The organism is Streptococcus sp. DFI.7.26 (assembly GCF_022240605.1).
GTDB lineage: Bacteria > Bacillota > Bacilli > Lactobacillales > Streptococcaceae > Streptococcus > Streptococcus xiaochunlingii.
The window spans coordinates 45,215-66,626 of the sequence record NZ_JAKOGN010000009.1 but is presented as its reverse complement, the minus strand read 5'-3'; the positions used below and the strand labels follow the sequence as shown (position 1 = coordinate 66,626).

Genomic DNA, 21,412 nt, shown 5'->3' with positions numbered 1-21,412 from the left:
TAGAGCAATGGATTGAAGCTCCATGTGTCGGCGGTTCGATTCCGTCTCGCGCCATAATTTAATATTATTCGGAAGGGTAGCGAAGAGGCTAAACGCGGCGGACTGTAAATCCGCTCCTTCGGGTTCGGGGGTTCGAATCCCTCCCCTTCCATCCTTTACGGGCATAGTTTAAAGGTAGAACTAAGGTCTCCAAAACCTTCAGTGTGGGTTCAATTCCTACTGCCCGTGTATAAGAATATGGCGGGTGTGGTGAAGTGGTTAACACACCAGATTGTGGCTCTGGCATGCGTGGGTTCGATCCCCATCACTCGCCTATTTTATATTATTGGGGTATAGCCAAGCGGTAAGGCAAGGGACTTTGACTCCCTCATGCGTTGGTTCGAATCCAGCTACCCCAGTTATACTTTGCCGGCGTGGCGGAATTGGCAGACGCGCTGGACTCAAAATCCAGTGTCCGCAAGGACGTGCCGGTTCGACCCCGGCCGCCGGTATAGTACTAAAGACAAGGTTTTCGGACCTTGTCTTTTTCTTTTATTTGTTCAATTTGTAACGCTGAGTTACTTAACAGTTACTAAAAATTGTTTTTATTGTTTTCTGAAAATACTTTGACTATTTTCCTTTACTGTGTTATAATTAACCGGTAAAGTATTTACTGGTTAATAGAAAGGAAGTTCCTATGAAAGTCGCTAATCAGATCGATGAGTTTTTAAATTCTATTTTACTTATTTCTGAGAATCAGCATGAAGTGTTGATTGGTTCTTGTACTAGTGGTTTTTCTTTAACCAATACGCAAGAACACATTTTAATGTTACTATCAAAGAATAATTATTCCAATTCTGAGCTTGCTAAATTGTTGAATGTTAGTCAAGCTGCTGTTACTAAGGCTGTTAAACAATTACTTTCTTTTGGGATGTTAGAAGCTCTAAAAGATGAGAAAGACGCTCGGATTGTTTTGTACCGTTTAACAGATTTGGGGCGTCCAGTTGCTGAGGAACATTCTCATCATCATGATCATACTTTGGCTGTTTATAATCAAGTTTTGAGCGAATTCTCTCAAGAAGAACAAATGGTTATTTCTAAATTTTTATCCCGCTTATTGGAGGATCTTCGTTAATGCGTTATATCACTGTTAAAGATCTTTCATTTTATTATGATCGAGAGCCTGTTCTAGAAGGTGTGAATTATTACTTGGACAGCGGGGAGTTTGTGACGCTGACTGGTGAGAATGGCGCAGCCAAATCTACTTTGATTAAGGCAAGTCTTGGCATCTTAAAACCAAAAGTAGGGATTGTTGAAATTGCTAAGGAAAATGTAACTGGTAAAAAATTACGAATTGCCTATCTTCCCCAACAAATTGCAAGCTTTAATGCTGGCTTTCCCAGTTCTGTTTATGAGTTTGTGAAATCGGGGCGGTATCCTCGTAAGGGTTGGTTTCGTCGGTTAAATCATCATGATGAGGAGCACATTTTAGCTAGTTTATCTGCTGTTGGGATGTTAGAGCATCGTGATAAACCATTAGGGGCTCTATCCGGTGGCCAGAAACAACGGGCTGTCATTGCACGAATGTTTGCGTCTGATCCAGATATTTTTGTCTTGGATGAACCGACTACTGGGATGGATGCTGGTAGTAAGGATGAGTTTTATGAATTGATGCACCACAGTGCCCATCATCATGGGAAGGCCGTTTTGATGATTACGCATGATCCTGAAGAGGTGAGTCATTACGCAGATCGCAATATTCACCTGGTGAGAAAACAAAATTCTCAATGGCGTTGCTTTAATGTCCATGAGAAAGATGGAGGTGAGGACCATGCTTAGTCTCTTTCAGTATGATTTTATGCAACGGGCTTTGTTGGCGATGGTTGCTATGAGTCTCTTCTCTCCTATCTTAGGTGTATTTTTGATTTTACGTCGCCAGAGCTTGATGAGTGATACGCTGAGTCACGTTTCTCTATCAGGGGTTGCTTTTGGTCTTTTCCTTGGTTTCTCCCCGACTATTTCTACAGTCATTGTGGTGATTATAGCGGCTGTATTTTTAGAGTACTTACGAACAGTCTATAAAGATTTTATGGAAATAGGGACAGCGATTCTCATGTCGACGGGCTTGGCCTTGGCTTTGGTGATCATGAAGGGTGGCGGTAAAAGCTCCATGAGTTTGGACCAGTACCTATTTGGTTCTACCTTGACCATTACCGATGAGCAAGTGCTAGCTCTGTTTGTCATAGCGGCGATTGTTTTATGTTTGACGGTTCTCTTTATTCGTCCGATGTATATTCTTACGTTTGACGAGGATACAGCTTATGTAGATGGTTTACCCGTGCGTCTCATGTCTATCTTGTTTAATATTGTGACAGGGGTGGCTATCGCCTTGATGATCCCGGCTGCGGGTTCCTTGTTGGTATCTACCATCATGGTCTTGCCAGCTAGTATTGCTTTAAAGCTAGGAAAAACCTTCCGTTCAGTCATGCTTTTGGCAGTGGTCATTGGTTTTGTAGGGATGGTCAGTGGTCTCATTCTTTCTTATTATCCGGATACACCGGTTAGTGCGACCATTACCCTCTTATTTGTATCCTTCTTTTTGCTCTCAAATCTTTTTGTTAAATTTAGAAAATAGGTGATCTTATGAAAAAACTTGCATGGCTGGTGTTAGCCTTTTGTAGTCTTCTTTTAGTAGCTTGTAGTGGTGGTCAAAATCAGTCAGGAAAATTGAAAGTCATGACGACATTCTATCCTGTCTATGAATTTACTAAGCAAGTCGTTGGAGACGAGGGAGATGTGGAGCTCTTGATCGGGTCTGGTTCGGAACCCCATGATTTTGAATTATCTGCCAAGGGTCGCGCAAAGATCCAAGAGTCAGATGTCTTTGTCTATGAGAACGAGAACATGGAAACGTGGGTGCCTCAGTTGTTGAAATCAATGGATGGCAAGAAAACCAAGGTTGTCAAAGCGACGGAGAATATGCTGCTTTTACCAGGTGGCGAAGAAGAGCATGACCATGAGGGAGGGGAAGAACACCATCATGAGTACGATCCCCATGTCTGGCTTTCTCCGCAGAGAGCCATTAAAATGGTGGAAACGATTCGTGATCAACTGGTGAAACAGTACCCAGATAAAAAGGCTAGCTTTACAGCTAATGCGGATGCCTATATTGCCAAGTTGAAAAAATTGGATGACAGCTATACGAAGAGCTTATCTGAAGCGAAACAGAAAAACTTTGTTACTCAACACGCAGCTTTCCGTTATTTGGCCCTGGACTATGGCTTGAATCAAGTTTCTATTTCAGGTTTGTCACCAGATAGTGAACCGTCTGCGACTCGCTTGAGTGAATTGACAGAGTACATCAAGAAGAATGACATCAAGGTCATCTACTTTGAAGAAAATGCTTCTAAATCCTTATCGAAAACCTTGTCTGCTGAAACCGGTGTGGATCTAGCTGTTTTGAATCCATTAGAGAGCTTGACAGATGAGCAGATGAAAGATGGTGAAGACTACATCACTATCATGGGAGCCAACCTCAAATCTTTGGAGTTAACAACAACTCAAGCTGGAAAAGAAATCGCTCCAGAAGAGGAAGAAGACACCAAAACAGTAGCCAATGGCTACTTTGAGGACAGTGCTATTAAGGACCGAACTCTTTCAGACTATGTAGGTGATTGGCAGTCTGTGTATCCTTATCTAAAAGATGGAACCTTGGATCAAGTCTTTGACTACAAAGCTAAATTAACCAAGTCCAAAACAGTTGAAGAGTATAAAGCCTACTACACCACAGGTTATAAAACAGATGTCGACCGGATTGTCATTACAGACAAAACCATGACCTTCTATAAGAATGGCGAAGAGAAGAAGTTCGAATACCGCTATGCTGGGAAGCATACGCTAAACTATACAAAAGGGAATCGTGGAGTGCGGTATCTCTTTGAAGCAACTGATCCGAATGCGGGTGAATTCAAGTATGTTCAATTCAGTGACCATCAAATTGCTCCTAATAAGGCAGCTCACTTCCATATTTTCTTCGGAGGGGAAAGCCAAGAGGCTCTTTATAAGGAATTGGAAAATTGGCCTACTTACTACCCAAGTGACCTATCCGGATTCGAAATTGCGCAGGAAATGTTGGCCCATTAATCAATTAGAGAAGGAACCAGTTGGTTCCTTTTTTGATAGTAACAGAAACTTGTCAAATTGCTAGAAAAAGGATAAAATTAGGCTTATAGAATAGATTGAATATGGGGAGATTCATGATGAAAAAGTATCGTTTGCTATTGTTGATTTCTGCTCTACTGTTTTTCCTTGGAGCCTGTGGTGATAAAAAGCAGGAGACAGGATCTGAAAGTAAAGAAAGTACAGTTCGTCAATCGAAGGATAGCTCAGCTACTAGTGAAACAAAGAAAGCTGAGAGTTCGAGTGATAAGAAAGAGAAAACAAAGATGGATATTGAAGCAATCGCTCAAGGGGATTATAGTAGTGTAGCTGGTGTCTGGCAAGATGATAAGGGGAATAAACTCGTCTTTGATCAAAATGGTTTGGTCTCTAACGAATATGAGTCTTATGGTCTTTCCTTGACGGATTATGGAACTGTTTCAGGAGGAGTCTACGGAGGAGTTACAGGAGGATTTTTGATGGAATTCATCCCTGCCGGGCTTACGATTGATGACCAAACGGACGAAAATGGAGAAGTCATCTTCCATGATGATTCTGATGTTAATAAGGACCGTCTCTGGACCGGAACTGGGATGTACAGTTTTACGGAACAAGGTTCTTTCCTCTATAAGGTTGGGAATTAGCTAGTATATGTGTAATGAAAAAGAATGAAGAGTGTCCTACTCTTCATTCTTTTTTAGATTTTAGGGAGCCAAGAAAGGTAGAAGTCTAGCTTCTCCGCTTTCAAGAGGTCTTGGTGGCTCACTCTGTCGACCTTTTTTCCATCAAGAGAAGCATCTTGAAGAAAGTGTGCTTGGGCTGTGTGAGCTGTGCTATGGATATGCAGCCATTTTTTCTCTTGAGGGAGAAAGAGGCGCAAGTGTTTGAAGAGGGGAATCCCTAGGTCATAGACTGGCTTGCCTGGACAAGTTGGATAGAGTCCTAAAACCGACCAGATATACCAGGAGGATAGGCTGCCATTATCTTCATCTCCTGGATAGGCTTGAAAGCTTGGCTGGAAGGCTTCCTTGCGAAGGGCCTGGATTAGGATGCTAGTGTATTCCGGGTGTTGGCTATAGCGGAAGAGATAGGGGATGTGAAAACTCGGTTGGTTTGAAATGGCAATTTGTCCAAAAGGAGCTTGGGCCATCTCACTCATTTCATGAATTTCGTAGCCATAGCCCGTCACTTCGTAATGCGGTGCTTGAGTGGCTAGTCGAGTTAAGTAGTGGGTAAATCCTTCCTTCTCCACCAAAGAGTTGCTTGAGGCCCTCGATGTCGTGAAGGGCGCCTAAGGTTGCCTGAATGGCAGAGCACTCTGCATAGTCGCGTCCCCAACTGATGGGGGAAAAGTCTGGTCTGAAATGGCCCTTCTTATCTTTGGCCCGGATATAACCTGTTTCTGGATCAAAGAGGGTTCGATAGGAAAGACTAGACTGGGCATATTCTTTGGCCAACTCTTCCTTGCCAAGTAGCTGGGCAGTTTGGGCGATACAAAAATCGCTATAGGAGAAGTCAATGGTGTGACTCACGCTTTCGTGATAGTCAGTGGATAGATAGCCTAATTCCTTGTATTCTTTAGCTCCTCGTCGACCGTAATGACCATTTGGGTCTTCCTTCCTAGCTGTATCTAGCATGGCTTCAAAAAGCTCCGTGTGGAGGTCGGGAGCTAGGCCTTTTTGAATGGCATCGGCAATGACCCCATCAATGAGGGTTCCAGGCATCATGCCTCTTTCGTCCGGCGCTAGCCATTTAGGGAGGAAACCGGTATCTCGGTAATGGCTGAGGAAGCCTTCGAGAAATTCCTGGTAAAGCTCGGGATAGACTAGGCTATAGAGAGGAAAGGTGGTCCGAAAGAGATCCCAGAAGCCCAAACTCGTGAAGTATTTTCCTTCTTGAATGCGGTTGTGGGCGAAATCGCGATGGACTGCTTTCCCCTCAGGGGTTACTTCATAACAAGTCTGAGGAAAGAGCAGACTACGGTAGAGACAGTGATCGAAAAATGTTCGATCCTCTCCGCCCGTATCTAAAATTTCAAATCGGTCCATTAGCTCTTGCCATTTGCGGCTCGCTTTTTCTTTCATCTCTTCAAAGCTAGCTGTAGGAAGGTGAGATTCGGCCAACTCAGGGTTGATAAAGGAAGTGCCTAATCGAGCTTCTAGGGTAGGGCTGTCAAATTCTAGGATCAAATCCTGTCCTAGCCAGTGAGTGCGAGTGATGGCTTGGTCAAATTCGACATGAAGATAGAAAGGATAGGTTTGTTGGTCGGTATGATTTTGGTCTAGGATGTGAAAATGTAGATTCGTTTCTCCGAATTCTACTTCAGCTAGTCCATTGGGGCAATGAATGGCCAGTGAAAGTGCAGACGGCCCTCTAAAGCGGAGAATGGACCCGGTAACTACTCTGTCTGAAATAGAGGTCTTCTTGAGTCGGAATGTCTGTCAGCGGGGTGAGGAGACACCAGGAAAAATCTCCAATCCAAGGGCTAGGCTGATGGGTCAAGCGAATACCTTGAAAGATAGGAAGGTTGGGGTTGAAAAACCAAGCGTCCTGTTCATGTGTCGTCTGTGGAAGGAAATAATTCATCCCAAAAGGAACTCCTGTGTAAGGAAGGGTGTTGCCGTTAGAATAAGCTGAGTGATTGTCTGTTCCTAAGCGGGTATCAATATGAGTAATATCGGTCTTCATGCGGGACCTCCTGTGTCATACTAGGGCCTTCAAGCCCTTTTCTTTCTTTATTTTAGCAGAAGCCCCTCAAATGGGAAAGTCTTTTTCAAAACTAGAAAAGTTTGTAGAAAAAGGGCTATAATTTGCGTATGTATTTCCCATCTGAAATCTTTTATACTGAATAGGAAAGAATCGATACGTGTGAGGAAAAGGAATGACTTATTCAAAAGAAATCGTCAGAGAATGGCTGGACCAAGTAGCAGAACGTGCCAAGGAGTACCCGGAGTGGGTGGATGTGTTTGAGCGTTGCTACACAGACACTTTGGATAATACAGTTGAAATTTTAGAAGATGGGTCAACCTTTGTGTTGACAGGGGACATCCCAGCTATGTGGTTGCGTGACTCAACGGCTCAATTGAGACCCTATCTTCATGTGGCAAAAAGAGACCCTCGTTTGCGCCAGACCATTGCTGGTTTGGTCAAGCGCCAGATGACCTTGATCCTCAAGGATCCCTATGCTAACTCTTTTAATATTGAGGAGAACTGGAAAGGCCACCACGAGACTGACCACACCGATTTGAATGGCTGGATTTGGGAACGTAAGTATGAAGTGGACTCGCTTTGCTATCCCTTGCAATTGGCTTACCTCCTGTGGAAGGAAACTGGTGAGACTAGCCAATTTGATGAAACCTTTGTCACAGCGACCAAGGAAATCCTTCATCTCTGGACAGTGGAGCAAGACCACAATAACTCACCATACCGTTTCGTCCGTGATACCGATCGTAAGGAAGATACCTTGGTAAATGACGGCTTTGGGCCTGACTTTGCTGTGACAGGGATGACCTGGTCAGCCTTTCGTCCAAGTGATGACTGCTGTCAGTATAGCTACTTAATTCCGTCAAATATGTTTGCAGTGGTTGTCTTGGGTTATGTCCAGGAAATCTTTGCAGCATTGAATCTAGCTGATAGTGAGAGTATCATTGCAGATGCCAAACGCCTCCAAGCGGAGATTCAAGAAGGGATCGAAAACTACGCCTACACTACTAACAGTAAGGGCGAGAAGATCTATGCCTTTGAGGTAGACGGTTTGGGAAATGTTAGCATCATGGATGATCCAAACGTACCAAGCTTGTTGGCAGCTCCTTATCTTGGCTACTGCGCGATCGACGATGAGGTCTACCAAGCTACTCGTCGGACTATTTTGAGCCCTGAAAATCCTTACTTCTATGAAGGGAAGTACGCAAGCGGACTCGGAAGTTCTCATACCTTCTATCGCTATATCTGGCCGATTGCCCTGTCGATCCAAGGTTTAACAGCTACAGATAAAGCTGAGAAGAAATTCTTGCTGGATCAGTTGGTTGCCTGCGATGGTGGAACAGGTGTCATGCACGAAAGTTTCCACGTGGATGATCCAACCAAATATTCGCGTGAATGGTTCTCTTGGGCCAACATGATGTTCTGTGAATTAGTCTTGGATTACTTGGATATCCGCTAATACTCTTAAAAAATCAAATTCAAACCACGTCAGCTTCGCCTTGCCGTATATATGTTACTGACTTCGTCAGTTCTATCTACAACCTCAAAGCAGTGCTTTGAGCAACCTGCAGCTAGCTTCCTAGTTTGCTCTTTGATTTTCATTGAGTATAAGGAGCACGTTTTCGCTCAACTGATTCTAGGAAAGAATCACAAATATATTTTTAAATTTAAGTTAGAATGAGGTTTTACTCATGGAAAATGTTGTTGTACATATCATCTCTCACAGTCACTGGGATCGTGAGTGGTATCTACCTTTTGAAAGTCACCGGATGCAGTTGGTGGAACTTTTTGACAATCTGTTTGATCTTTTTGAAAATGACCCTGAATTCAAGAGCTTCCACTTGGATGGACAAACCATTGTCCTCGATGACTATTTAGAAATTCGTCCTGAAAACCGTGACAAGGTGCAGCGTTATATCGACGAGGGCAAGCTCAAGATTGGTCCATTCTACATTTTGCAGGATGATTACTTGATCTCCAGTGAAGCCAATGTCCGCAATACCTTGATTGGACAAGCTGAATGTGCCAAATGGGGCAAATATACTCAGATTGGTTACTTCCCTGATACCTTTGGAAATATGGGACAAGCTCCTCAAATTCTTCAAAAATCAGGGATTCACGTAGCAGCCTTTGGGCGTGGGGTCAAACCGATCGGCTTTGACAACCAGGTCCTCGAAGATGAGCAGTTTACCTCTCAATTTTCTGAAATGTACTGGCAAGGGGCAGACGGTAGCCGTGTGCTGGGTATTCTCTTTGCCAACTGGTACAGTAACGGGAACGAAATTCCAGTGGATAAAGATGAAGCTTTGGCTTTCTGGAAACAAAAATTGGCAGACGTTCGTGACTATGCATCGACCAACCAATGGTTGATGATGAACGGTTGTGACCACCAACCAGTTCAACGAAACTTGAGTGAAGCCATTCGTGTGGCAAACGAACTCTTCCCAGACGTGACCTTTATTCACAGCTCCTTTGATGAATACGTTCAAGCAGTGGAAAGTGCACTTCCTGAACACCTATCAACAGTTACAGGGGAGTTGACTAGCCAGGAAACAGATGGTTGGTACACTCTTGCCAACACCTCTTCTTCACGTATTTATCTCAAACAAGCCTTTCAAGAAAACAGCAATTTGCTAGAGCAAGTGGTGGAACCTTTGACCATCCTTACAGGTGGCCACAATCACAAGGATCAATTGACCTATGCCTGGAAGATGCTCTTACAAAATGCGCCACACGATAGTATTTGTGGTTGTAGTATTGACGAAGTTCACCGTGAAATGGAAGTTCGTTTTGCCAAGGTCAATCAAGTCGGAAGCTTTGTTAAGACCAACCTTCTGAATGAATGGAAAGAGAAACTCGCGACTCAAAAAGCTCAGAGTGAGCATCTCTTTACGGTTATTAACACTGGCTTGCATGATAAGGTGGACACCGTCAGCACGATTGTCGACGTAGCGGTTTGTCCATTTAAGGAATTGCACCCGACAGAAGGCTTCAAGAAAATGGCGGCTTTGACCTTGCCAGATTACCATGTAGAGGATTTAGAGGGTCATCTTGTAGAAGCTGAGATTGAAGACTTGGGGGCAAGTTTTGGCTATACCTTGCCTAAGGATAAATTCCGTCAACCTTATATCGCTCGTCAAGTGCGCGTGACGGTTCCAGTTCACCTAGCGCCTCTTTCTTGGACCACCTTCCAGCTCTTGGAAGGAAAAGCTTCCCATCATGATGGTATTTACCAAAATGGGGTTCTCGATACGCCGTTCGTAACCCTCAGTATTGATGATGGCTTGACCCTTTACGACAAGACGACCAATGAGGCTTATGAGGACTTCCTTGGCTTCGAAGACCGCGGTGATATTGGCAATGAATACATTTACTTCCAACCAAAAGGAACAAAACCCATCTATGCGGAGCTGAAAGCTCATGAGGTCTTGGAAAATAATGCTCGCTATGCCAAAATCTTGCTCAAGCATGACTTGACCATCCCAGTCAGCGCGGATGAACAATTGGATGCGGAACAAAGAGGCATTATCGAGTTTATGAACCGAGAAGCAGGACGGTCAGAAGAGCTGACAACCATTCCGTTGGAAACAGTGATGACCGTCTTTGTGGATGACCCGCAAATTCGCTTCAAGACGCGCTTTACCAATACCGCTAAGGATCACCGCATTCGTCTCTTGGTGAAAACTCATAACACTCGTCCAAGCAATGACTCGGAAAGCATCTATGAGGTGGTGACACGGCCAAATAAACCAGCAGCTTCTTGGGAAAATCCTGAAAATCCACAGCACCAACAAGCCTTTGTCAGCTTGTATGATGAGGTTAAAGGAGTGACCGTAGCCAACAAAGGATTGCATGAATACGAAATTCTTGGAGACGATACCATAGCTGTAACCCTTCTCCGTGCTTCAGGGGAACTCGGTGACTGGGGCTACTTCCCAACACCAGAAGCCCAGTGCTTGCGAGCTATCGAAGTTGAGTTTGCAGTAGAATGCCATCAGGCTCAGGATCGTTTCTCAGCCTTTCGTCGTGCCAAAGCCTTCCAGGTGCCATTTACAGCCCTTCAAGTTGCAAAACAGGAGGGGAGCGTCGCAGCAACAGGTAGTCTCTTCAACCATCCAGCCCTCAACTTGCCACAAGTTTGCCCAACAGCCTTTAAAGTTGCTGAGAATGAAGAAGGTTACGTCCTTCGTTACTACAACATGAGCCAAGAAAATGTTCGCGTGTCTGATAAACAACAAACCATTCTTGACTTATTGGAACGTCCATATCCAGTTCATTCAGGACTATTGGCACCACAAGAAATTCGTACAGAATTGATCAAAAAAGAAGAAATTTAATTTCAAAAAGTAAACATAACAAGAAAGGAGGAGCGACAAAGTAAGAATCGATTGCTGACTCGCTCCTTTTTACAGGTAAAAGCTATGACCCTTGCAACGATTGATATCGGAGGGACTGGGATTAAGTTTGCCAGTATCACTCCTGATGGAAAAATTTTAGATAAGGCCAGCACCCCAACGCCAGAGACTCTGGAAGAGTTGCTAGCTTGGTTGGACCAGCGATTGTCAGAACAAGACTATCGTGGAATTGCTATGAGTGTACCAGGAGCCGTTAATCAAGAAACAGGAGTGATTGAAGGAATCAGTGCCATTCCTTACATTCATGGTTTTTCTTGGTATGAGGTTCTTGCTCATCACCGACTTCCTGTCCATCTAGAAAATGATGCTAACTGTGTCGGACTGAGTGAACTGCTAGCTCATCCTGAGATTGAAAATGCAGCCTGTGTCGTGGTTGGGACAGGGATCGGTGGGGCCATGATCATCAATGGCAAGCTACACCGTGGTCGTCATGGTTTGGGCGGTGAGTTTGGCTACATGACCACCATCGAGCCGGCAGAAAGGCTCAACAACTGGTCGTTACTAGCTTCTACGGGAAACATGGTGCGTTATGTGATTGAAAAATCAGGTCAGTCTGACTGGGATGGCCGTAAGATTTACCAAGAGGCTGCAGCAGGAAACGCCCTCTGCCAAGAAGCCATTGAGCGCATGAACCGTAACCTATCTCAAGGCCTGCTCAATATCCAGTACCTAATCGACCCAGATGTCATTAGCCTAGGTGGTTCTATCAGTCAGAACCCAGATTTTATCAAAGGGGTGCAAAAAGCAGTAGACGCCTTTGTGGAAAGATATGAAGAATATACTATCGCTCCAGTGATTCAAGCTTGCACCTATCACGCAGATGCCAATCTCTACGGTGCCCTTGTCAACTGGTTACAGGAGGAAAACCAATGGTAATTTTTACAGGACTTAGTTCCAAACAAGCGCAAGCTATCGAAGTATTAAAAAGTCACATTTCTCTATCAGATGTAGAAGTGGCAGTCGCTCAGTCTGACCAAGCTTCTATCTCTATCAAGGGTGAGAAGGGGCAGTATCAACTGACCTACCGTAAACCTCATCAACTCTACCGTGCTTTATCTATGCTAGCAACAGCTTTAGCAGAAGGGGACAAGGTAGAGATTGAGGAGCAGGCGCCCTATGAAGATTTGGCCTATATGGCGGATTGTTCACGCAATGCCGTGATCAATGTCGCATCAGCCAAACAGATGATTGAAGTCTTGGCTCTGATGGGCTACTCAACCTTTGAGCTCTACATGGAAGACACCTATCAAATTGAAGGACAACCTTACTTTGGTTATTTCCGTGGAGCTTATGCTGCTGAGGAATTACAGGAAATCGAAGCATACGCCCAACAGTTTGACATGACCTTTGTGCCATGTATCCAGACCTTGGCCCACTTGTCAGCCTTTGTCAAATGGGGCGTCAAAGAAGTGCAAGAGCTCCGCGATGTAGAAGATATTCTTCTCATCGGTGAAGAAAAAGTCTATGACCTGATTGACGGTATGTTTGCGACATTATCTAAACTACAAACTCGCAAGGTCAATATCGGGATGGATGAAGCTCACCTAGTTGGTTTGGGACGTTACCTTATCCTAAACGGTGTGGTTGATCGTAGCCTCCTCATGTGCCAACACTTGGAGTGCGTGCTGGATATTGCAGACAAGTATGGTTTCCACTGCCAGATGTGGAGTGATATGTTCTTCAAGCTCATGTCAGCAGATGGCCAGTACGACCGTGAGGTAGAAATTCCAGAAGAAACTCGTGTTTACTTAGACCGTCTAAAAGACCGTGTGACCTTGGTTTACTGGGATTATTATCAGGATAGCGAAGAAAAATACAACCGTAACTTCAGTAACCACCACAAGATTAGCCAGGATATCGCCTTTGCAGGTGGGGCTTGGAAGTGGATTGGCTTTACACCTCATAATCATTTCAGTCGTCTTATCGCTCTTGAAGCCAACAAAGCCTGCCGTGCCAATCAAATCAAGGAAGTTATTGTGACTGGCTGGGGGGACAATGGTGGTGAAACGGCCCAGTTCTCGATTCTACCAAGTTTGCAAATCTGGGCGGAGCTCAGCTACCGCAATGATTTAGAGCGTCTATCAGCTCACTTCAAGACCAACACAGGCTTATCGGTTGAGGACTTTATGCAACTTGATCTTGCCAACCTCTTGCCAGACCTACCAGATAATCTCAGTGGTATCAACCCCAACCGCTATGTCTTTTATCAGGATGTTCTCTGCCCAATTCTTGACAAGCACATGACACCTGAACAGGACAAGCCACACTTTGCCCAAGCAGCTGAGATTCTTTCTGACATTAAAGAAAAAGCGGGCACTTATTCTTATCTTTTCGAAACTCAGGCCCAGTTGAACCAGATTTTAAGCAGTAAAGTGGATGTGGGCCGACGCATTCGTCAAGCCTATCAAAAAGGTGATAAAGAGAGCTTGCAACAAATTGCTAGGGAAGAATTACCAAAACTCAGAAGCCAGATTGAAAACTTCCACAAGCTCTTTAGCCACCAATGGTTGAAAGAAAACAAGGTCTTTGGCTTGGATACAGTAGACATTCGTATGGGTGGGCTCTTGCAACGCATCAAGCGCGCAGAAAGCCGCATTGAAAACTACCTAGCAGGCGAAATCTCTCGTATCGACGAACTAGAAGTAGATATCCTGCCATTTAATGATTTCTACGGAGACAAGGACTTCGCAGCGACGACGGCCAACCAGTGGCATACTATTGCGACAGCTTCAACCATTTATACGACCTAATCCAAAAGGCTGTCTTTAAAGAAAATGAATTTTAAGGAGGAGAAGGATTTCCTATGAAAAGAGGAATTTCTTCTCCTTTTTTCTCCATTTTTAAGGCTATGTCATAAATTTGTAGAATTTTTTCTATAATTAGGAGTTTGAAAAAGTTTTCATAGAGTTTTATAATAAAAAATGTAAACGTTACCAAAAAAATAAAATGACAAAGGGGGGAGTCAGATGAAAAAGTTTGTTAAGACCTTGAGAGAAAATCTCATTTTCTTCTTGATGGTTTTACCAGGTGCAGCGTGGTTGATTTTATTCTTCTACATACCTGTTTTGGGAAACGTTGTCGCATTTAAAGACTATCATATCACCGGAGAGGGATTTATTGATAGTGTAATGAAGAGTAAGTGGGTAGGATTTGATAACTTCAAATTTCTCTTTAGTTCTAAAGATGCTTATATCATTACAAGAAATACCGTCCTTTACAACCTTGCCTTTATTTTCTTGGGCTTGATTGTTTCCGTTGGGATTGCCATTATCTTTAGTGAGATGCGTTCCAAACGGTTGGTTAAAGTGTTTCAAACATCAATGTTGTTCCCCTATTTCTTGTCATGGGTTATCATCAGCTTCTTTACAGATGCTTTCTTAAACGTCGATAAAGGCTTGATTAACCACATCTTAACATCACTTGGGATGAAAGGAATCAACTTCTATACAGAGGTTGCCATTTGGCCAGCGCTTCTCCTCTTCTTAGGAATCTGGAAAGGCTTTGGTTATAGCAGTGTTATGTACTATGCAACCATCATGGGGATTGATCCAACCTTCTACGAAGCAGCAACAGTGGATGGAGCATCCAAGTGGCAGCGAATCCGCCACATTACCATTCCTCAGTTGGCTTCCTTGATTACGGTCTTGACCATCCTTGCCATCGGAAATATCTTCCGTGCTGACTTTGGATTGTTCTACCAAATCCCACATAACTCAGGTGCCCTTTATAGTGTGACAAACGTAATTGATGTCTATGTCTACAACGGACTTGCTAAATCAGGAGATATTGCGATGGCCGCAGCTGCTGGTCTTTACCAATCAGTTGTCGGATTGATTCTCGTTTTACTTTCTAATATTGTAGCACGTCGGATTGATAAGAATGCAGCGCTCTTCTAGAAAGGAGGATACCATGGCAAAATCAAAAATTAAAAAAGAAAAAGTTGATAATGTTGGGATCCACTCCTTCAGTAAGAAAGCAGACATCTTCTTTAGTAGTATCGTTGGCTTGGTTGCTCTATCCTGTATCTTGCCCTTTATCTTCGTTGTCATGATTTCCTTGACAGATGAACAAAGTTTGGCAATTCACGGCTTCCAATTTTGGCCTGCTAAATTCGGTACAGATGGCTATCTTTTCCTTGTTCAATTTAAGGATAAGATTCTTCAAGCCCTCTTTATTACCTTGTTTGTAACGATTGTAGGGACAGCATGTAATGTTTTCATTACAACGACCTATGCCTACGCGATCTCTCGTAGAACCTTTAAGTATAGAAACTTCTTTACTGTCTTTGCCCTCTTGAGTATGCTCTTTAGTGCAGGAATGGTACCAGGTTACATCGTTACCACTCAATTGCTTCATTTAGGAGATACCGTTGGAGCCCTCATCATTCCGATGTTATTGAGTCCTTTTAACATTATCTTGATGCGGACCTTCTTCAAACGGACGATCCCAGAAGCCATTCTTGAGTCTGCTCGGATAGATGGAGCCAGTGAGACACGGATCTTCTTCCAGATCTGTTTGCCACTTTCTCTCCCAGGGATTGCTACCATCAGTCTCTTCACAGCCCTCGCCTTCTGGAATGACTGGTTCAACGCTCTCCTCTATATCAAGAGTGAAAACCTTTATCCCCTTCAATACTTGCTGATGCAAATCCAAAATAATATGGATTACATCTCTAAATCCGTCGGTGCATCTAGCCAAATCGCTGGTGCAGTCCAATCCCTTCCTAAGGAAACTGGACGGATGGCCATGGTGGTGGTGGCAACAGTTCCAATCGCTATCCTCTATCCATTCTTCCAACGTTACTTTGTAAAAGGATTGACCATCGGTGGTGTGAAAGAGTAAGCGAACTTTTCTCACCCACCCTTCATAATGTTAATAAAGAAAAATAAAAAAGGAGTTTTTCTCATGAAAAATTGGAAAAAATATGCTTTAGCTTCTGCTAGCGTTCTCACACTTGGAGCAACTCTTGCTGCTTGTGGTAACTTGACAGGTGATAACCAAAAATCATCTAAGAGTGAAGACGGTAAAACAGTTATCAAAATGTACCAAATCGGTGACAAACCGGATAACTTGGATACCTTGTTAGAAAATGCGAACAAGATCATCGAAGAAAAAGCTGGCGTTAAATTAGACATCCGATACCTTGGTTGGGGTGACTACGACAAGAAGATGAACGTTATGATCTCATCTGGTGAAAGCTACGATATTGCTTTCGCAAACAACTATGTTATCAACGCTCAAAAAGGCGCTTACGCTGATTTGACAGACTTGTACAAGAAAGAAGGAAAAGAGCTTTATGAAGCACTTGACCCTGCTTACATCAAAGGGAATACTGTCAACGGTAAGATCTACTCTGTTCCAGTTGCAGCCAACGTTGCATCTTCACAAAACTTTGCCTTCAATGGACCACTTCTTGAAAAATATGGTATCGACATCTCAAACGTAAAAGACTATGCTTCTCTTGAACCAGTCTTGAAAGCGATCAAAGAAAAAGATCCAAACGTTGTTCCATTCGCAATGAACAAGAGCTATGGTGGACCTTCTGATGACTTCGATTACATCGCAGTAGATGGACTTCCATTCGTTGTCGATTTGCAAGGTGACACAACTAAGATCGTTGACCGTTACACAATCCCACGTTATGTTGAAAACTTGAAGACTCTTCATAAATACTATGAAGCTGGCTACATTCCAAAAGACGTAGCTACAAGCGACACTGGATATGACCTTTCTCAAGATACTTGGTTGGTACGTGAAGAAACAGTAGGACCTGCTGACTACGGTAACAGCTTGCTTACTCGTGTAGCAAACCGTAAGATTGAGATCAAACCATTCACTCAACTTTACAAGAAGAACAACACTACTCAAGTTGCAAACTTTGTCATCTCAAACAACTCTAAGAACAAAGAAAAAGCAATGGAAGTATTGAACCTCTTGAATACAAACCCAGAACTCTTGAACGGTCTTGTGTACGGACCAGAAGGCAAGAACTGGGAAAAAGTTGAAGGTAAAGAAAACCGCGTGAAAGTCTTGGATGGCTACAACGGAAACACTCACATGTCTGGATGGAACACTGGTAACAACTGGATCCTTTACATCAACGAAAACGTAACCGATGAGCAAATTGCACAATCTAAGAAAGACTTGGAAACTGCAAAAGAATCTCCAGCACTTGGATTCATCTTCAACACTGAAAACGTGAAATCAGAAATCACTGCCCTTACAAACACTTTGAACCAATTCACAAGTGCCATCAATACAGGTACAGTAGATCCTGAAGTTGAAATTCCTAAGATGCTTGAAAAATTGAAATCAGAAGGTGCCTACCAAAAAGTCTTGGATGAAATCCAAAAACAATACGATGAGTACCTTGCTGCTAAGAAATAAGCTAACAATACTTGCTTAAGTCTATCAAAAGACTTTGAGGTCTTCGCACTTCAAAGTCTTTTCTGTTGATGATTTCGAAATCGAAACCATCAGAGGAAATGTGCTATAATATAGGGTATAATCATCAGTTGTACTAGGGAAACTATACTAAGTCGTACGCTCCCCTCTACAACAAATGAACATGGAGACACATTATGGGAAGAATGATTGAATTAATTTTTACAAGGGTCTATTTAGCCATGCTGGCAACAGGAATCTTTTGGGCGCTAACCTTTTGTGGAGGCATCTTATTTGGATTTGGGCCGGCTAGTGCAACGATTATGAGTCTATATGCCGAACATGGATCTGATTACAAGCAATATGGTTGGTCTGAGGCTTGGTCGCTCTATAAAGAAAATTTCCGTCGGGCCAACCAGGTTTTCTATACATTTTTTTTAATCGAAGCTATTCTTATTTATGGCATGTATCTGATGGTTCAATTGCCCCACTTGTCCCTGTTTCAGATTTTTATCTTATTGGTCAATTTGATTTTCTTATTGGTGGCTCCCCTGACTTTTGCAGTCTATCTCAAGCTTCAAGTCCATTTTGACTTGTCCTATCTTAATAGCTTGAAGTTGAGTTTCATTGGTACTTTTCTGGATATTCGTGCAGTGACCAAGTTTCTCTTGGGGACCTTTCTGTTAGGGGTTGTTACCCATTTCGTTCCGGCTTTATTCTTCTTTGTTTTACTGGGCTTGTGGCATTTCTTTGTCAATGATATTTTTCAACCAGTCTATGAAACAATTCGCTCTAAAGTGGTTTCTTAATTATGAAAAAAATATGGTTAGCGACTCTTTTGAAGTTCTATGCCTATATCATGGTGGGGATCATCACGACCTTAGGCGTGACGGTATCCTTGGTCTATTGGCATAATCAGAAAGCAGAAACAGAACGGATTGCTCAGTTGATTTCCTCGCGCTTGACTGTTGAGGTAGAGGATATTTATAAGAGATCTTCTCAATGGGGAAAGAGTCTGGTAGAAAATCCTGCCAAGCTCGAAGGAGTTTACAAGTATTTTTCAATGACGCCTTCTGAATACGAAAGCTGGCGATTGGATAATTATTTCTCCAATTATATTCAAGTTTCGCTGCACCGTAATGTTGAAACTCTGTATTTGGAACACGATGTTATTGATCAAATTGATTTGGTGTTAAATGACTATACGACTGTGTTTGTCTCCAGTAAAAATAAAAAAGGAGGGCAACAAGTTCCAGCGGATCGGTACAAGGCCAGCTCGCAAGCCATCCCAGTCTCCTTAACGGATGTGACGACTGGCGAGGATATTGGACTGGCTTATATTAAAATCAATCCAGCGCTATTGGATTCTGTCGTTGACAATATTCAAGACACGATTCCAGTTGCCGTACAAATCTATAATCCCTTGGGCAAGGTTTTTTACCACAGAGGGGATATCAACCCTAAAGATCACAGCCAGTGGATTGTGCGAGATACTGCTTACGGCTATCAAATCTGGGTTGGGATTCCGACCTCTTACACGGTTCGAACAGCCTTGTTTAGTTTTACCTGGATGATTTCGGTCGCCTTAATCCTGGTCTTGGTCTTGTATCTCTTGCTTCAACGAATTTTCCGTAATTACCAAAAACAAGTTTTGGATTTGGTAGATACCATGGAAGCCATCAGCCAGGGGGATTCTGAGCGACGGATCAATGTGGATACCAAAGAGCAGGAGCTCCTTTTAGTTGCAGAAACGACCAATACCATGTTAGACAATATGGACAAGTCTATCCGTGATATCTATCAGCTACAACTGAGCCAAAAAGATGCCAATTTGAAGGCCTTGCAAGCGCAGATTAATCCGCATTTCATGTATAATACCATGGAGTTTATTCGCATGTATGCAGTTATGCAGGATCAAGAAGAATTAGCCGATATTATTTACGAATTTAGTAGTCTCCTTCGAAACAATATTTCAGAGGAGAAAGAAACGACCATAGAAAATGAGTTGGAATTTTGTAGAAAATACAGCTATCTCTGTATGGTGCGTTATCCAAAATCGATTGCTTATGGCTTTAAAATTGAACCCGGTCTAGAAGAGATGGTTATTCCGAAGTTTACTCTTCAGCCACTAGTGGAAAATTACTTTGTTCATGGAGTTGATCACAAGCGCAAGGACAACGTCATTAGTATCAAAGTCCGTCATGTTGGAGGAGCTGTGGAAATTCGGGTTCAAGACAATGGGAGAGGACTGGAACCGAGCCAACTGCAACGGATCCAACAAATATTGAGTCATAGGGATCCACGAGAAGAAGTAGAAGAGAGTAAGGGGCGACAATCGATTGGGATTATCAATGTCCATGAGCGTTTCCTTCTCTACTTTGGGGATCGTTACCACATTCAAATTACATCAGAAAAAGGAAAAGGTGTTCTCTATACGATTACCATCGAGGACACTTAAGAGGAAAGAATCGTGTATAAAGTCTTATTGGTTGACGATGAATATATGATTACTGAGGGGTTGAAAAAACTGATTCCCTTTGAAAAATGGGACATGGAGGTTGTTTACACAGCAGAGGATGCAGATCAAGCCTTGGCCTATGTTGCGGATTATCCAGTGGATATCGTGATTACGGATGTCAATATGCCAGGAAAAACTGGTCTAGAAATGATTGATCAAATGCAGTCCATTCTTCCCCATGCGGCTTATATCATTATGTCGGGCTACCAGGATTTTGCTTATGTAAAAAAAGCCTTAAACCTCCGGGTGGCAGACTACCTGTTAAAGCCTGTCAATAAGGTGGAGCTGGGGAATATCCTAGAAAAGTTATCTCAAACTCTAAAAAAACCAGACCAAGAAACGGCCAATCGGCTCCTTCATGAAGATTGGTCAGAAGAAGAGTTCGAACAAGCCATCCGAGGAAGAAAACAACTCTGGATTGGAGTGGATAAGGAAAGGAAGGGCTTTGCCAGTTCGTCTTATCAGGTCTTAGGAAAAAATCTTCAACTCTATCTTTCCGATGAGGATGAAGGAGCTTTCCTACAGCGCCGTTTCCAAGCACCTTATAAGGAACATTTTCAACAATTTAAAGAGCTTGTTGAACGAAGTCTGTTTTATGAGGATCTCCCTTTGGAGGAAGAAGATGGTGTCTTTAATTACTACGAACCCATCTACCGTGTCATCATTCAGGGAAATATCCAACAGATTTTGGAGGAGTTGAACTGGTTGGAAGATACCGTGAGAAGCCATACCCCAAAAGTGGCGATAGCCAAGCAACTCTTTATTCAGTTCATAATGGATGTCTTTCATTTATTTGAACACCTGCACGGTGATGACCTGACAGAAATTGTGAAAGCCGTTCATGAGACAAAGACTTTCGAGGATCTTGTTACCTGCGTTCGGAACCAATTGGAGAGTTTCTTCTCTCAATATCGGATGAACAATAATGTGGCGACCGTCCTAGAAGTAATTGGACGCGACTATCGGAAGGAACTGTCGCTCAAGGATATCAGCAAGGATCTCTATATCAATCCCGTTTATTTAGGGCAATTGATCAAACGTGAGACCAATTCCACCTTTGCAGAACTCTTGAATAAACAACGGATCAAAGCTGCCCAACAGTTGCTTTTATCCACAACGGAAAGTATTGAAGATATTTGCTATGAGGTAGGCTACAGCAATGTCGGTTACTTTTATAAAGTATTCCGCAAGTTGTGTGGCAAGTCTCCCAAAGCCTACCGTCAGCAAATCGGCGTAGAGGAAAGTGACTAATCTG

15 protein-coding genes, 5 tRNA genes and 1 pseudogene are annotated in these 21,412 nt (G+C 43.1%); 20 read left to right on the top strand and 1 reads right to left on the bottom strand.

Going from position 1 to position 21,412, the window contains the following annotated elements; translation table 11 throughout:
* Positions 1–70 precede the first annotated feature (70 nt).
* The 10 genes from L0M85_RS07855 (at position 71) to L0M85_RS07810 (ending at position 4,781) form a co-directional block, all read left to right on the top strand.
* Positions 71–151, top strand: a tRNA-Tyr gene (locus L0M85_RS07855).
* 6 nt (positions 152–157) lie between these two features.
* Positions 158–228: transfer RNA gene (locus tag L0M85_RS07850), tRNA-Trp, on the top strand.
* A gap of 12 nt (positions 229–240) precedes the next feature.
* Positions 241–313 (top strand) — tRNA-His (locus tag L0M85_RS07845).
* Between the two features lie 13 nt (positions 314–326).
* Positions 327–398: transfer RNA gene (locus tag L0M85_RS07840), tRNA-Gln, on the top strand.
* 9 nt (positions 399–407) lie between these two features.
* Positions 408–491 (top strand) — tRNA-Leu (locus L0M85_RS07835).
* Between the two features lie 185 nt (positions 492–676).
* On the top strand, positions 677–1,114 hold the full coding sequence (locus tag L0M85_RS07830) for a zinc-dependent MarR family transcriptional regulator (protein ID WP_048717496.1): 438 nt from the start codon (positions 677–679) through the stop codon (positions 1,112–1,114).
* Positions 1,114–1,818 carry a metal ABC transporter ATP-binding protein gene (locus L0M85_RS07825; RefSeq protein ID WP_048789461.1) on the top strand — a complete coding sequence of 235 codons (705 nt, stop codon included), beginning with the start codon at positions 1,114–1,116 and terminating at the stop codon, positions 1,816–1,818. The genes L0M85_RS07830 and L0M85_RS07825 overlap by 1 nt, the downstream gene beginning before the upstream one ends.
* The gene (locus L0M85_RS07820) at positions 1,811–2,614 is read left to right on the top strand and encodes a metal ABC transporter permease (RefSeq protein ID WP_023022055.1); all 804 of its coding nucleotides are present in this window, start codon (positions 1,811–1,813) and stop codon (positions 2,612–2,614) included. Before L0M85_RS07825 ends, L0M85_RS07820 begins: the two co-directional genes overlap by 8 nt.
* A gap of 8 nt (positions 2,615–2,622) precedes the next feature.
* Positions 2,623–4,122, top strand: a complete 1,500-nt coding sequence (locus L0M85_RS07815; RefSeq protein ID WP_238656797.1) for a zinc ABC transporter substrate-binding protein AdcA — start codon at positions 2,623–2,625, stop codon at positions 4,120–4,122.
* 113 nt (positions 4,123–4,235) lie between these two features.
* Complete coding sequence (locus L0M85_RS07810) at positions 4,236–4,781, top strand: DUF6287 domain-containing protein (RefSeq protein ID WP_048691329.1); 546 nt, start codon at positions 4,236–4,238, stop codon at positions 4,779–4,781.
* A 53-nt stretch (positions 4,782–4,834) separates the two neighbouring features.
* Here the strand turns inward: L0M85_RS07810 and L0M85_RS07805 are convergent.
* Positions 4,835–6,825: pseudogene (locus L0M85_RS07805) on the bottom strand (GH92 family glycosyl hydrolase).
* A gap of 193 nt (positions 6,826–7,018) precedes the next feature.
* On the opposite strand from L0M85_RS07805, the gene L0M85_RS07795 reads away from it, so the two are divergent.
* The 10 genes from L0M85_RS07795 to L0M85_RS07750 all read left to right on the top strand — a co-directional run bounded on the left by L0M85_RS07795 (position 7,019) and on the right by L0M85_RS07750 (position 21,408).
* The gene (locus tag L0M85_RS07795; RefSeq protein ID WP_048691324.1) at positions 7,019–8,299 is read left to right on the top strand and encodes a glycoside hydrolase family 125 protein; all 1,281 of its coding nucleotides are present in this window, start codon (positions 7,019–7,021) and stop codon (positions 8,297–8,299) included.
* A 232-nt stretch (positions 8,300–8,531) separates the two neighbouring features.
* Complete coding sequence (locus tag L0M85_RS07790; protein WP_238656795.1) at positions 8,532–11,177, top strand: alpha-mannosidase; 2,646 nt, start codon at positions 8,532–8,534, stop codon at positions 11,175–11,177.
* Between the two features lie 84 nt (positions 11,178–11,261).
* The gene (locus tag L0M85_RS07785; protein WP_238656794.1) at positions 11,262–12,131 is read left to right on the top strand and encodes an ROK family protein; all 870 of its coding nucleotides are present in this window, start codon (positions 11,262–11,264) and stop codon (positions 12,129–12,131) included.
* Positions 12,125–14,005: a beta-N-acetylhexosaminidase gene (locus L0M85_RS07780; RefSeq protein WP_238656793.1), complete on the top strand. Its 1,881-nt coding sequence runs from the start codon at positions 12,125–12,127 to the stop codon at positions 14,003–14,005. Before L0M85_RS07785 ends, L0M85_RS07780 begins: the two co-directional genes overlap by 7 nt.
* Positions 14,006–14,221: 216 nt before the next feature.
* The gene (locus L0M85_RS07775) at positions 14,222–15,151 is read left to right on the top strand and encodes a sugar ABC transporter permease (RefSeq protein WP_023022063.1); all 930 of its coding nucleotides are present in this window, start codon (positions 14,222–14,224) and stop codon (positions 15,149–15,151) included.
* A gap of 13 nt (positions 15,152–15,164) precedes the next feature.
* Positions 15,165–16,097, top strand: a complete 933-nt coding sequence (locus L0M85_RS07770; protein WP_195612386.1) for a carbohydrate ABC transporter permease — start codon at positions 15,165–15,167, stop codon at positions 16,095–16,097.
* Between the two features lie 63 nt (positions 16,098–16,160).
* Positions 16,161–17,642, top strand: coding sequence for an ABC transporter substrate-binding protein (locus tag L0M85_RS07765; RefSeq protein WP_238656792.1), 1,482 nt, complete (start codon positions 16,161–16,163; stop codon positions 17,640–17,642).
* A gap of 194 nt (positions 17,643–17,836) precedes the next feature.
* Complete coding sequence (locus tag L0M85_RS07760; protein ID WP_238656791.1) at positions 17,837–18,448, top strand: DUF624 domain-containing protein; 612 nt, start codon at positions 17,837–17,839, stop codon at positions 18,446–18,448.
* 2 nt (positions 18,449–18,450) lie between these two features.
* Positions 18,451–20,097 (top strand): sensor histidine kinase, encoded by a 1,647-nt coding sequence (locus tag L0M85_RS07755; protein ID WP_195612380.1) that lies wholly within the window; start codon positions 18,451–18,453, stop codon positions 20,095–20,097.
* A gap of 12 nt (positions 20,098–20,109) precedes the next feature.
* The gene (locus L0M85_RS07750) at positions 20,110–21,408 is read left to right on the top strand and encodes a response regulator transcription factor (protein WP_238656790.1); all 1,299 of its coding nucleotides are present in this window, start codon (positions 20,110–20,112) and stop codon (positions 21,406–21,408) included.
* Positions 21,409–21,412: the final 4 nt, after the last annotated feature.